This window comes from Sinomonas albida, assembly GCF_004919045.1.
Taxonomy (GTDB): domain Bacteria; phylum Actinomycetota; class Actinomycetes; order Actinomycetales; family Micrococcaceae; genus Sinomonas; species Sinomonas albida.
Genome location: NZ_SWDW01000016.1, coordinates 31,277 through 43,765 on the forward strand (window position 1 = coordinate 31,277; position 12,489 = coordinate 43,765).

Annotated in this window: 13 protein-coding genes; 3 read left to right on the forward strand and 10 right to left on the reverse strand. The window is 69.9% G+C overall.

The features are described from left to right. Positions 1-14: 14 nt before the first annotated feature. The 4 genes from E6A26_RS15025 to E6A26_RS15040 form a co-directional block, all read right to left on the reverse strand. Positions 15-254 carry a hypothetical protein gene (locus E6A26_RS15025; protein ID WP_136612016.1) on the reverse strand — a complete coding sequence of 80 codons (240 nt, stop codon included), beginning with the start codon at positions 252-254 and terminating at the stop codon, positions 15-17. Between the two features lie 211 nt (positions 255-465). Further along, positions 466-1,266, reverse strand: coding sequence for an OmpA/MotB family protein (locus E6A26_RS15030; protein WP_136612017.1), 801 nt, complete (start codon positions 1,264-1,266; stop codon positions 466-468). A 24-nt stretch (positions 1,267-1,290) separates the two neighbouring features. Beyond that, entirely contained in the window at positions 1,291-2,091 is an 801-nt protein-coding gene (locus E6A26_RS15035) for a motility protein A (protein WP_136612018.1), read from the reverse strand. Positions 2,092-2,102: 11 nt separating this feature from the next. Beyond that, on the reverse strand, positions 2,103-2,483 hold the full coding sequence (locus tag E6A26_RS15040) for a flagellar FlbD family protein (RefSeq protein ID WP_136612019.1): 381 nt from the start codon (positions 2,481-2,483) through the stop codon (positions 2,103-2,105). Between the two features lie 175 nt (positions 2,484-2,658). Here E6A26_RS15040 and malQ point away from each other — a divergent pair, with 175 nt between their 5' ends. Beyond that, positions 2,659-4,860 carry a 4-alpha-glucanotransferase gene (malQ, locus tag E6A26_RS15045; protein ID WP_136612020.1) on the forward strand — a complete coding sequence of 734 codons (2,202 nt, stop codon included), beginning with the start codon at positions 2,659-2,661 and terminating at the stop codon, positions 4,858-4,860. Positions 4,861-5,063: 203 nt separating this feature from the next. Here malQ and E6A26_RS15050 read toward each other — a convergent pair whose 3' ends face one another. From E6A26_RS15050 to E6A26_RS15075, 6 genes are all read right to left on the reverse strand, one after another. Further along, on the reverse strand, positions 5,064-5,510 hold the full coding sequence (locus E6A26_RS15050; protein WP_136612021.1) for a hypothetical protein: 447 nt from the start codon (positions 5,508-5,510) through the stop codon (positions 5,064-5,066). Positions 5,511-5,861: 351 nt separating this feature from the next. Then, complete coding sequence (locus E6A26_RS15055; RefSeq protein ID WP_136612022.1) at positions 5,862-6,167, reverse strand: Dabb family protein; 306 nt, start codon at positions 6,165-6,167, stop codon at positions 5,862-5,864. 96 nt (positions 6,168-6,263) lie between these two features. After that, a complete protein-coding gene (locus E6A26_RS15060; RefSeq protein WP_136612023.1) occupies positions 6,264-7,268 on the reverse strand; it encodes a sugar phosphate isomerase/epimerase family protein in 1,005 nt (334 codons plus the stop codon). 235 nt (positions 7,269-7,503) lie between these two features. Beyond that, positions 7,504-8,652 carry a Gfo/Idh/MocA family protein gene (locus tag E6A26_RS15065; protein WP_136612024.1) on the reverse strand — a complete coding sequence of 383 codons (1,149 nt, stop codon included), beginning with the start codon at positions 8,650-8,652 and terminating at the stop codon, positions 7,504-7,506. Next, entirely contained in the window at positions 8,649-9,767 is a 1,119-nt protein-coding gene (locus tag E6A26_RS15070; protein WP_136612025.1) for a Gfo/Idh/MocA family protein, read from the reverse strand. The genes E6A26_RS15065 and E6A26_RS15070 overlap by 4 nt, the downstream gene beginning before the upstream one ends. Then, on the reverse strand, positions 9,764-10,525 hold the full coding sequence (locus E6A26_RS15075) for a sugar phosphate isomerase/epimerase family protein (RefSeq protein WP_136612026.1): 762 nt from the start codon (positions 10,523-10,525) through the stop codon (positions 9,764-9,766). The genes E6A26_RS15070 and E6A26_RS15075 overlap by 4 nt, the downstream gene beginning before the upstream one ends. A 206-nt stretch (positions 10,526-10,731) precedes the next feature. On the opposite strand from E6A26_RS15075, the gene E6A26_RS15080 reads away from it, so the two are divergent. Then, positions 10,732-11,979 (forward strand): ROK family transcriptional regulator, encoded by a 1,248-nt coding sequence (locus E6A26_RS15080; RefSeq protein ID WP_136612027.1) that lies wholly within the window; start codon positions 10,732-10,734, stop codon positions 11,977-11,979. Between the two features lie 176 nt (positions 11,980-12,155). Further along, positions 12,156-12,308 carry a hypothetical protein gene (locus E6A26_RS17675; RefSeq protein ID WP_168928757.1) on the forward strand — a complete coding sequence of 51 codons (153 nt, stop codon included), beginning with the start codon at positions 12,156-12,158 and terminating at the stop codon, positions 12,306-12,308. Positions 12,309-12,489 lie beyond the last annotated feature (181 nt).

The following is a 12,489-nucleotide window of genomic DNA, read 5'->3' on the forward strand; positions in this document are numbered from 1 at the left end:
TGGACTCCCGTGCGCTACCGAAGCTCGAGCGGGCCGAGTCCTTCGCGCGCGAGGTCGTGGAGCATCTGGTAGTAGCTCGAGAGGGCCAGGGGCGGCGCCTGATGGAGGTCCGCGAACGTCGCGCGGGGGCGGTCGACGCGGTACAGGGCCAGGATCGCGCGGTCCTCCTGGTCGTCGTCGAGGGCGTGATACGCGCCCACCGGATGGTCCGCGGTGAGGGCCTTCGCGTACAGGCCGAGGCGTTGCTCCGGCATCGGGTTCCCCGCCCGGTGCCAGACATGCACTACATCATCCGTGCCCACCATGACCGCGCCCTCCTCAGCTCCCCTATGACCTATCTCAGGTGCCCGGTACATCCACTGTCCCAAGGCGCCGTACTCAGAAACCACACTTGCCTGTACTCGAGTCCGCCCGGGATCGGACCGGCCCTACTCGGGCCGGACCGAGAGGTCCGCCTCCCCGGCTCTAGCGCTGTGCCGCGCGCGCCTTGAGTGCCTCGGGGATGAGCGCGCGGACCGCCTCGGGCTGGTCCGAGAGGACGACGACGTCCACGCGGCGGTTCTGCTCGTGCTCGGCGTCCGTCTGGTCGGCGTTGGCCGGACGCGAGGCCCCGTAGCCCGTGGCACCGACGCGCGGGCCCGGCAGCCGATCGTGCTCGACCATGTACCGGAGCACCTTCGTGGCCCGCTCCGAGGAGAGCTCCCAGACCGACGGATAGGCCGTGGAGAGGTTCGCCGCATGGCCCTCGATCGAGACGTCGAGGGTGGTCGGCACAATCGCGGGGGTGATGGCGTCGAGCACGCGGTCCGCGGTCTGGGTCAGGTCCGAGCTGTCCGGGTTGAAGAACGTCTGCGAGCCCACGAGCTTGACCGTGAGGCCGCGCTGATCGATCTGGAACTGGACGTCCTGGCTCAGGCCCTCGGCCGTGAGCGTCTTGTTCATCTGCTCTTCGAGGGCGGAGAGCCGGTCGGCCTCCTTGCGCGCGAGGTCGAGGTTCGAGAAGCCCTGCGCGTCCTTGTTGGCCTGGTCCGCCGGCACGACCGTGCCGGTCGCCGTGTCGATCTTGTCCGTGACCGTGGTCCCGAAGCCGGTCGCGAGCGAGTTCCGGAGCTTCTCGAACTTGTTCTGGTCCACGGCGGACATCGCGAACAGCACCACGAAGAGGCAGAACAGGACCGTGATCATGTCCATGTAGGAGACAGCCCAGCGCTCATCGACGTGGAACGGCTCGGGCTTCTTGAGCGGGCGACGGCGGCGCGGACTCACGCTGTCCCCTTCATCATGGCTGCCTCACGCTGCCGACCTGACGTTCTCCTTCGCGTCCGCCTTGCCCTGGCCCTTGAAGTGGTGGGCCGGGACCATTGCGCGGAGGCGGTCGGCGAGGAGCATGGGCTGCGCGCCCTCCTGCACCGCGAGAATGCCCTCCATGACGAGGGTCATGCGCTCGATCTCAAGCTCCGAGAGCCGAGCGATGCGGGAGGACAGCGGGAGCCAGATGAAGTTGGCCGAGAGCAGGCCCCACAGCGTGGCCACGAACGCGCTCGCGATCATGGGGCCGAGCTTTCCGGGGTCGGAGAGATTCTCGAGCACGTGCGTGAGGGACACGACCGTGCCGATGATGCCGACGGTCGGGGCGTAGCCGCCGAGCGCCGCGAAGAACTTGGAGTTGACGTGATCGGCCCGCGACTTCGTGCCGATCTCGTCCTCCATCATGACGCGGAGCTCCTCGGCATCCGTGCCGTCGGCGACGTTCTGGAGGGCGCGCGCGAGGAAGGGATCCTTCGCGTCGCCTGCCTCCGATTCGAGCGAGAGGAGGCCCTCGGTCCGGGCCTTCTCCGCGAGCCCGATGATCCTGTCGATGCTCTCCTGCGGCTTCGGGGCCTTGCCCACCACGGCCTGGGGGACTGCCTTGAAGGCCTGGAGCGTGTCCTTGAGCGTGTTCCCGGCGAGGCCCACGGCGAGCGTCGCGCCGAACACGAGGATCATGGGCGGCGGGAGCAGGAGGGCCGAGATGTTCGAGCCTTCGAGCGTCACGATCGCGACGACCGAGCCGAACGCGAGGAGCAGGCCGACGACTGCTGAGGGGTCCATAGTCCGTGCTCCTAGCGCTGTCCTGGCCTGAGGGGTGTCGCGGCGCCCGGGCCGCGTGCGCCGCCGTCGCCCGCGCCGCCGTCGCCCGCGCCGCTGTGGGGTGCGCCGCCGTCGTCCGGCTCGCCGTCTGGCTCGTCGTCGGCGCCGTCCTCGGGCGGACGGGGCACGAGGCTGAGCCGCTGCCCCTCCACGGCCGGGAGGCCGCGCGCGGTCGCGAGGACGAGCGCGCGGTAGTCCGCGATGAGCCCGATGACTTCGGCGAGGCTCTCCCGCACCACGTACGTGGTGCCCTCCACCATCACGAGCGTCGTGTCAGGGTTCTCCTGAATGCGCTCGATGAGGTCCGGGTTGACCGCGAAGCGGGACCCATTGAGGCGGGTGACAACGATCATGGGGCCGTTTCTGGTCGTGCTGAGCCGGGGCGTCTTCTTTCCCTCACCTCTATCGGCGGGCGCGGCCCGGGCGTAAGGGCCCTGCCCGCACCCGGGTGCGCGATCTCCTCGGGCTGCCGTGACCCGCCGCGGCGTGACTGTTCCCACCCCGCGACAGCCCAATACAGTGGGGGCCATGGTGGACGGAACCGAGCACGCCCGGCACGAAAACGTAGACCAACTCCTCTTCGAGCTTGCGGAACGGCACCGCGTCGCGACCTCGTTCTACGGGTGGGACGGCGCCGAGCGGGCCGTCTCCCCCGCGACGCTGCGCAAGGTCCTCGCCGCGCTCGGCGTCCCGACCGACACCCCGGAGGCCGTCGAGGCGTCCCTCGCCGAGCACGATCTGGTCCCGTGGCGGCGCTTCCTGCCGCCCGTCGTCGTGCAGCGCGAGGGCTGGGACTACCACGTGCGGGTGCACGTGCCCCATGGCTCGGACGTCCGGGTCTGGATCACGGCGGAGGACGGCAGCCACCACGAAGTGGCGCAGGAGGAGGACTGGGAGCAGCCGCGCGAGGTAGACGGCGTCTTGACCGGCCGCGCGACGTTCGCCCTCCCCCAGGACCTCCCGCTCGGCTGGCACACGCTGCACGCGCAGACCGAAGGCCGCACGGCCGAGTGCCCGCTTGTCGTGACGCCGGTGCGGCTCCACACAGAGCGGCTCGTGGACCGGCGGCGGTGGGGCGTCATGGCGCAGCTGTATTCGGTGCGCTCGTCGCGCTCCTGGGGCATCGGCGACTTCGCCGACCTGGCAGACCTCGCCGCGGTCTCAGGGGCCGAGGGTGCCGACTTCGTGCTCGTGAACCCGCTCCACGCCGCCGAGCCGGCCCCGCCTGTGGAGGACTCTCCGTACCTTCCGACGTCGCGGCGCTTCTTCAACCCGCTCTACATCCGGGTCGAGGACATCGTCGAATTCGGCTACCTCGAGCCCGCGGCCCGCGCCGAGATCGAGGAGCTGGCCGAGGGCATGCACCCCGCCAACCACGCCGCCGACCTGCTGGACCGGAACACGAGCTTCGACGCGAAGCTCGGCGCGCTCGGGCTCGTGTTCGAGGTGCCGCGGAGCCCCGTGCGCGAGGCCCAATACCGGCGCTTCTGCGCTGAGCTGGGGCCGGGGCTCGACGACTTCGCCCTGTGGTGCGCGCTGCGGGAGGAGATGCCGGCGTCGTCGTCCGGGTGGGCTGAACTCGCCAGCCCCGGCGCGCCCGCCGTGGCCGCGCACCGAGCGCGGCTCGCGGAGCGGATCGAATTCTTCCGCTGGCTGCAGTGGATCTGCGACGACCAGCTCGAGACGGCGCAGCGCGCCGCCGCGCAGGCCGCGATGCGGCTCGGCATCGTGCACGATCTCGCGGTCGGCGTCGAGCCGCACGGCGCGGACTCGTGGATGCTGTCCGGGGTCTTGGCCCGCGGCGTCACGGTGGGCGCGCCGCCGGACGTCTTCAACCAGCAGGGCCAGAACTGGAGCCAGCCGCCGTGGCATCCGGGGCGGCTCGAGGCCTCGGGGTACGCGGCGTTCCGCGACATGCTCCGCACGATCCTGCGCCACGCGGGCGGGATCCGCGTCGACCATATTCTGGGCCTGTTCCGCCTGTGGTGGATCCCCGAGGGTGCCGGGCCCGACCAGGGCACCTACGTCTACTACGACCACGAGGCGCTCATCGGGATCCTGGCGCTCGAGGCGCAGCGGGCGGGGGCGATCGTCATCGGGGAAGACCTCGGAGTTTTCGAGCCGTGGGTGCGCGACTACCTTTCCGAGCGCGGCATCTTCGGCACCTCGATCCTGTGGTTCGAGCACGACGACGGCGCTCCCCTTGCGCCCGAGCGGTACCGAACGCAGTGCCTCACGAGCGTCAACACGCACGATCTTCCGCCCACGGCCGGCTACCTCGCGGGCGAGCATGTGACGCTGCGGGAGTCGCTCGGGCTCCTGCGGCGGCCGGTCGACGAGGAGCGGGCGGCCGACGCCGCGGAGCAGGAGTCCGTGCTCGAGCGGGTCCGCGAGCGCGGCCTCCTCCCGCCGAGCGACGGGGCGATGGCCGGATCCGCGTCCGGACCGGGGCCGCACCCCGGCGCACGGTCGGCCGACGAGGTGCAGCGCATCGTCGAGGCGCTGTACGCGTTCACGGCGCTCACGCCGTCGTCCTTGCTCGGCGTCGCGCTCGTGGACGCGGTCGGCGAGACTCGCACGCAGAATCAGCCGGGGACGAGTCAGGAGTACCCGAACTGGCACATCCCGCTCGCGGGGCCGGACGGCAAGGCGGTCCTGCTCGACGGGCTCGCGGCCAACCCGCGCTTCGCGTCGCTCATGCGCACCATGCGGGAGTCGCTGCAAACCTAGCCCCCCACCCCCGTCTCGGGTACAGAAACTGCCCACCTGAGACGTCTCGGGTACAGAAACTCCCCTCCTGAGACGTCTCGGGTACAGATACACCCCAGAAGTCACCTTCTCGCGAATGGCAGTCACCTTCTCGCCGACAAGTCTGCGACGAGGGCACGTGGTTGCGGCACAGTGACTCGGGTCTGCGGGAAGGTGACTTCGCGCTAGGGCGCCGTGCCGTCGAGCCCCGACTCGAGGCACGCACGAACGAGGTCGCCTGCCGCCGCGGGGTCACTCACTGCCCCGACTGACGCGAGCACAAATCCCGGCGACAGCACGCGCCACCAGACCCCTCGCACCAGAAGCACCTCGGCGGTACCACGAAGGCTTCCGGTGGGTACACCCCGAGCGCTCGCCACGTCTTTCACTGCATCGCGGATGACGGCCCACGCGATGAGCTGCGGGTTCTCGCGAATCACGTTCCGCCGGACTGGCTGGAACCAGAGGTGGGCCTCGTCGTAGAGCGCACGGATCCGAGCATCGTCCGCGCGGACGGTCGGGACCACGGGCGGGTGGTCAGCCATTCCGTGCCATGCCTCGAGCCACTCGCGCGAGACGGCGGCGCGCTCGGCGGCGTCGAGGAGCTCCGACTGGTCGGGCACGTCGCCCATGAGACCAGGCGGGACTCCACTGCCAGAATGCTCCAATCGAAGTGAGTCCCGGACATAGAGCGCGGCGTGCGTGCTCTGCCCGATGTCGGCTCGGAATTCCCACGACCTGGTTCCAGCGAGACGCATGTTCCCCCCCTCGGACCAGCCAGTATGCCGAAAGGGCGACGGCCAGGACAAGACTCCTTGCGCCCGAAGCTCCCTCGCCTCGTTTCGGGTACAGAAACTCCCCACCCTCAGACGTCTCGGGTACAGATCATCTGTACCCGAGACGCCTAGAAGAGCGAGTTGGTGTACCCGAGACACTGATGAGCGGACGGGTCTGCGTGACGACCCTTACCCACGTGGCGACCCCTACCCAGCTGTGAAGTCGTACTCCTGGAACGCGGCCACCTCGGTCTTCCAGCGGGACTCGACGAACGCCACGTGCGCGGGATGCGCGTTGTAGGCGTCGTAGCCGGACTGATCGGCGAAGACCATCGAGAACTGCCAGTCGAGGTCGGCCTTCGCACTGATCTGCCGGTTCACCTCGAACTCGGCCACGCCATCGATGGCCGCCAGCGTCTCCGCAGCCGAGCGGAGAAACTCCGACTCCGCGGCCGAGCCGGGCTCGTGGACAAGCCGGAAGACGACCGTGTGGCGGATAGGGACCGCGGTCACTGCAGCTCCTCTCAAAGTCGGGACGCTTTCATGAGCGGACGACGGCGGAGCGCGGCTCCCAGCGTGAGCCGCCGCGCGCCGTCGTCCGTGTTGTGGTCAGCCCTGGTTGCTGAAGGCTGCGTCGAAGGACTGGGTGCTGGGGGCGAAGTCGAACTTCTTGAGCGCGGCGAGGGCCTCGGGCGCGCCCTGGAGCCGGTCCATGCCGGCGTCCTCCCACTCGACCGAGATCGGCCCGTCGTAGCCGATCGCGGTCAGGGCCCGGAAGCAGTCCTCCCACGGCACGTCCCCGCGGCCGGCGGAGACGAAGTCCCAGCCGCGGTGCGGATCGCCCCAGGGAAGGTGCGAGGAGAGGATCCCGGCGCGGCCGTTGCCCATCCGCATCCGGGTGTCCTTGCAGTCCACGTGGTAGATCCGGTCCGCGAAATCGGTGATGAACGCGACCGGGTCCAGGCCCTGCCACATCATGTGGGACGGGTCCCAGTTCAGGCCGAACGCCGGCCGGTTCCCTACGGCGTCGAGGGCGCGCTGGGTGGACCAGTAGTCGTAGGCGATCTCGCTCGGGTGGACCTCGTGGGCGAAGCGGACCCCGCACTCGTCGAAGACGTCCAGGATCGGGTTCCACCGGTCGGCGAAGTCCTGATACCCGGCCTCGATCACCTCGGCCGGGACGGGCGGGAACATGGCCACGTACTGCCAGATGCTCGATCCGGTGAACCCGACGACGGTCTTCACGCCCAGGGCCTTGGCGAGGCGCGCCGTGTTCTTCAGCTCCTCCGCAGCGCGCTGGCGCACGCCCTCGGGCTCGCCGTCGCCCCACACCCGCGAGCCGACGATCGCCTGGTGGCGGAAGTCGATCGGGTCATCGCACACGGCCTGGCCCTTGAGGTGGTTCGAGATCGCGAACAGCTTCAGGCCGTGGCGCTCCAGGATCCCGAGGCGCTCGGCGATGTACGACTCGTCGTCCCACCGCCACGCGTCCAGATGCTCGCCCGAGACGGCGATCTCGAGCCCGTCGTAGCCCCACTCCGAGGCATGCCGGGCGACCTCCTCGAGGGTCAGGTCGGCCCACTGGCCGGTGAACAGGGTGAACGGGCGGGGCATGGGATTCCTCTCCTTGTGTGTATCTGCCGAGTGTGTATCTGCCGAGTGTGTTTCTGCACCCGAGGCTGTGGCTTCTCCGTCTCGGGTACAGATGATCTGTACCCGAGACGGTCAGAGGCGCGAGTTGGCGTACCCGAGACGGTCAGAGGCGCGAGTTGGCGTACCCGAGACCGTCAGAGGCGCGAGTTGGCGTACCCGAGACGGTCAGAGGCGCGAGTTGGCGTACCCGAGACGGTTAGAGGTGGACCGTGGCGGACTTGGCGGCGGCGGATTCTTCGATCGCGGCGAGCACGCGCTGGACCTGAAGCCCCTCCTCGAACGACGGCGACGGCGCGGCACCGTCGCGGATCGCGAGCAGGAAGTCGCGGATCTGGTGCGTGAACGTGTGCTCCCATCCGATCACATGGCCCTGCGGCCACCACGCCTCCAGATACGGGTGCTCGGGCTCTGTCACGACGATCCGCCGGAACCCCTGCTCCGCCGCCGGCCCAGTGCCGTCGAGGAACTCGAGCTCGTTGAGCCGCTCGAGGTCGAACGAGAGCGCCCCCGCGGACCCGTACACCTCGATCCGCAGCGAGTTCTTCCGGCCGAGCGCGACCCGGGAGGCCTCTATAGAGGCCACGGCACCGCCGGCGAGGACCAGCGTGGCCCACGCGGCGTCGTCGACCGTGACGTCCTCGACCCCCGACGGGCCGGGCCGGCGCCCCACGAACGTGTGCAGCCGCCCCGACGCCTCGGTGACCGTGTCGCCGAGGAGGAACTGGACCTGGTCGATCGCGTGCGAGGCGATGTCGCCCAGCGCCCCGGACCCGGCGGTCTCCTTGTGCAGCCGCCACGTCATGGGCGATTCGGAGTCGGCGAGCCAGTCCTGCAGGTACGACGCGCGGACCTCCCGGACCACGCCCAGCCGCCCGTCCGCGATGAGCTGGCACGCATACGCGAGGGCCGGCACCCGGCGGTAGTTGAACCCGACCATCGACTGGACCCCGCGACCGCGCGCGGCGGCCGCCGCGGCGACCATCCGCTCCGACTCCGCGAGCGAGTTCGCGAGCGGCTTCTCCACGAGCACGTGCTTGCCCGCCTCGAGGGCCGCGATCGCGATCTCGGCGTGCAGCCACCCCGGGGCACAGATGTCCACGATGTCGATGTCGTCCCGCGCGATCACCTCGCGCCAGTCCGTCGCTGACTCGGCCCACCCGTACCGGGCCGCCACCCCAGCGACCTGCTCGGCGTCCCGGCCCACGAGCACGCGCTGTTCAACCGCCGGCACGTCGAAGTAAGCGGCCACGTTCCGCCACGCCTGCGAATGCGCCTTGCCCATGAAGGCATACCCGATTCCGGCGACCCCGAGCGGGCCGCCGGGAGCGCCTGCCGAACCGCTCATGTGAGGACCCCGTCGAGTGTCGCTTCCTCGGGCGCCCAGTCTTCGGGGAGCGGAGCGGACGACGGCGCCGAGCTGGCGACGTCGGTGAACGCACCCGAGTCGATGGACTCGGAGATCGACACCATGGTGTCGAGCACGTGGTAGGCGAGCTGACCCGTGGCGCGGTGGAGTTCGCCGGCACGGATCGAGCGGGCCATGTCCAGCACGCCCATGCCCCGCCCGTTCGCCGGGCCGGTCGTCGGAACCTTGGTCCACTCGTGCTCGCCGGCCTTGCAGATCTCGAGATCGCCGTCGAAGTAGTTCGGGTCGGGGAGGGAGAGCGTGGCCTCGGACCCGGTGATCTCGACGAAGCCCACGCGAGAGCGCGGGGACTCGAAGCTGAAGACGCTGTGCGAGGAGGCACCAGACTCGAACTCCGCCAAGGCGCTCACATGCGTGGGCACCTCGACCTCGAACTCCTCGCCGGCCTTCGGCCCCGACCCGATCACGCGAGTCGCCTTGGCCTTCGAGCCGAGCGCCGCGACCCGACGGATGCTGCCGAAGGTCTGCACGAGGGCCGTGAGGTAGTACGGACCCATGTCGAACAGCGGGCCGGCGCCGCGCTGGAACAGGAACGCGGGGTTCGGGTGCCACGACTCGGGGCCCGGGTTCTGGAACACCGTCTGGGCCGTGAGCGGCACGCCGATGTCGCCGCGCTCGATCACCCGTCGCGCCGTCTGCAGGCCCGCTCCCAGGAAGGTGTCCGGGGCGCACCCAAGCCGCAGGCCGGCGTCGTCCGCTTCTTTGAGCAGCCCGAGCCCGCTCTCGCGGTCGAGCGAAAAGGGCTTCTCGCTCCACACGTGCTTGCCCGCGCGCACCGCGGCGGTGGCGACCTCGACATGTGCCGCGGGGATGGTCAGGTTCACCACGATGTCGACGTCCGGGTGATTGAGCGCGAGCTCCGGGGCGCCGTGCTCGGCGATCCCGTACTCTTCGGCGCGGGCCTTGGCAGCCGCCGGGAACAGATCCGCGATCACGTGGACCTTGACGTCCGGGAACTTCGTGAGGTTGTCGAGGTACTGCTTGCTGATGACGCCCGCGCCGATGATGGCGACGCCCACCGGTCCGCGGCTCACGCGGAAGCCCCAGAGTTCGCCGCGGCGGGAGCGCCAGCTTCAAGGTAGCGCAGCGACTCCGCGACGCCCTCGAAGATGTCACCGGCGTACTCGTCGAACTCCACGACCCCGACCTCGAGGTGCTTCGCGGCACCGATCACGCCCCACACGTCGACCTCGCCCTGGCCCGCGGGGACCTGGGCGAAGCGGTCCCCGTTCAGGGGACCGTCCTTGATGTGGATGGCCACAACCCGCTCGCCGAGCCGCTCGAGCAGCGCGACGGGATCCACGCCCCCCTGGGCGGCCCAGTAGGTGTCGACTTCGAGGATCAGCTCGGGGTCGAGGAGCGACGCGAAGTACTCGAGCGCCGTGGTGCCCTCGACCTTCGACTCGAGCTCCCAGTTGTGGTTGTGGTAGCCCACGCGGATGCCGTACTCGGCCCCCTTCTTCGCGGCCGCGTTGAGGCGGGCGGCCGTGTCTCGGATCGTCTCGGCGTCCTGCCAGTGCTCGGCCGGGAGGTACGGATCGATCACCGTGCCGATGCCCAGGCGCTTCGCGGCGGCGAAGATCTCGTCCTGGTCCGAGGACAGCAGCGGCGCGTGTCCGGTCGGGGCGGTGAGGCCGTTCTCGGCAAACGCCGCCGCGAACTCCACGGCACGCTCGGCGAACTTGTAGGGCTCGACCTGGGTGAAGCCGATCTCGGCGAGCCGCCGGACCGCGCCCGGCAGGTCGGCCTCGATGGCTTCCCGGACGGTGTAGAGCTGGACGGAATAGGCCATGGGAACCAGTGTCCTCTCGGTAGATATCGGGTCGGTAGCGAGCCTCAAGCTAGGCAGTCGGCTAGGGTGAATGGCCTCAACGCCTGTGAGCTGCTTCACTTGGCAGCGTAGAAGGACTTTTGACGGCACGCAAGCAAAAGTTGAAAAGTGCCCGTCGTGCTTTTGGTTTGTGGAATTGCGGAAGCCCCTGTGCGACACTATGCTGCATGGCTGACGACCGACGCAACGGGCCACGCACGCTCGTTGAGACCGCCCCCGGCGAGCAGGCCTCCGCCGCCGCGGTCTACCGCGCCGGCGATCTCTTCCAACTCCTGCGCGACGGAAAGCCCTGGACGCGCGCCGAACTCGCCATGACCACGGGACTCGCACGGTCCACCGTCGCGGGCAAGGTCGACCAGCTTCTGAGCTCCGGGCTCGTAGTCTCGGTGGGCGAGGCCCTCTCGAGCGGCGGCCGCCCGCCGTCGCGCTTTGCCTTCCACGCCCAGGCGCGCACGGTCCTGGCAGTCGACGTCGGCGCGAGCCATGTGCGTGTGGCGCTCACCGACCTCAACGGCGACGTGCTCGCTGAAGAGCGCACGGCGCTCCCGGTCGCCTCCGGCCCCGAGGCCGTGCTCGGCTACGTCCTCGAGTCCGGCAAGCGTCTCCTCGGCGACGTCCATCGGCCAGAAACGCTCCTCGCCGGGGTGGGCATCGGGCTTCCGGGCCCCGTCGAGCACGCCACAGGACGCCCCGTGAAGCCGCCGATCATGCCCGGATGGGACGGCTTCGACGTGGTCGGCTTCGTACAGCGCGCCCTCCCTGTGCCCGTGCTCGTGGACAACGACGTGAACATCATGGCGCTCGGCGAGCGCGCCGGCTTCTGGCCCGGCGTCGACGACCTCCTGTTCATCAAGGTCGCAACCGGTATCGGCTCGGGCATCATCAGCAGCGGTCAGCTTCAACGCGGGGCTGACGGAACAGCCGGCGACCTCGGGCACGTGCGGGTGGCGCGCGGCGACGGGATCGTCTGCCGGTGCGGAAACGTAGGGTGCCTCGAGGCGCTCGCCTCAGGCCCCGCCGTCGCCCGCGGACTGGCCGCCCACGGCGTGCCAGCGGAGAGCGGCGGAGACGTCGTGGGACTCGCCGCCCATGGCAGCCTCCCGGCAATCCAGGCGCTCCGCCAGGCAGGGCGCGACATCGGCGAGGTCCTCGCAACGTGCGTCAACCTTCTCAACCCGAGCGTCATCGTGATCGGTGGCTCAATGGCCGCCGCGGGCGAGCACGTCATGGCCGGCGTGCGCGAGGTCGTCTACCACCGCTCGCCGCCACTCGCCACGACCAATCTGCGCATCGTCCTCTCTCGCGCCGGCGAACGCGCCGCCGTGATGGGAGCGAGCCAGCTCGTCTCCCAGCACATCCTCTCCCCCGCGGGCATCGAGGCGACCCTCGCCGCGCGCGTCGCGAGCACCGGTTAGCCGCCCCTAGCCTTCCAACGGAAGGACCCACACGGCCATCGCGCGCCCGACGGATCCCGTCAAGGGACTTTGGGCCCTGTGGACAAGCTCCCGTTTTCGCGAGGCTAGTTCCTACCCACTTTTCACGGCTCCGGCCGATCGAGTCTGAGCGCCGTGGACCCGCCGAGAGGAGAACTGTGGATTCAGAACGCCGACACCGCCCCGCCGACTACGAAACCGTCACCGGGCAGGAACGCCTGCTCGCGTCGCTCATGAAGGCTGGATTGAGCGAGCAGCAGGCACGCGCCCAGATCGCCCGGCTCTCCGCCGGCGATGTGTGGGGCGGCTGACGCCTCCCGACGCACGCAGACCACGGGCGGCTGCCCAGAAGGCCGTTCAAACAGCTGGCGCCGGCCCCCGAATTCGACGATGAATTCGAGGGCCGGTGCCGCGTTTAACGGACCGAGTTTGACGGGCCGCGGCCCTGCTCAGAAGAGACGCGGTCTGCACTTTCGCCAGCCGCTGCTCCGA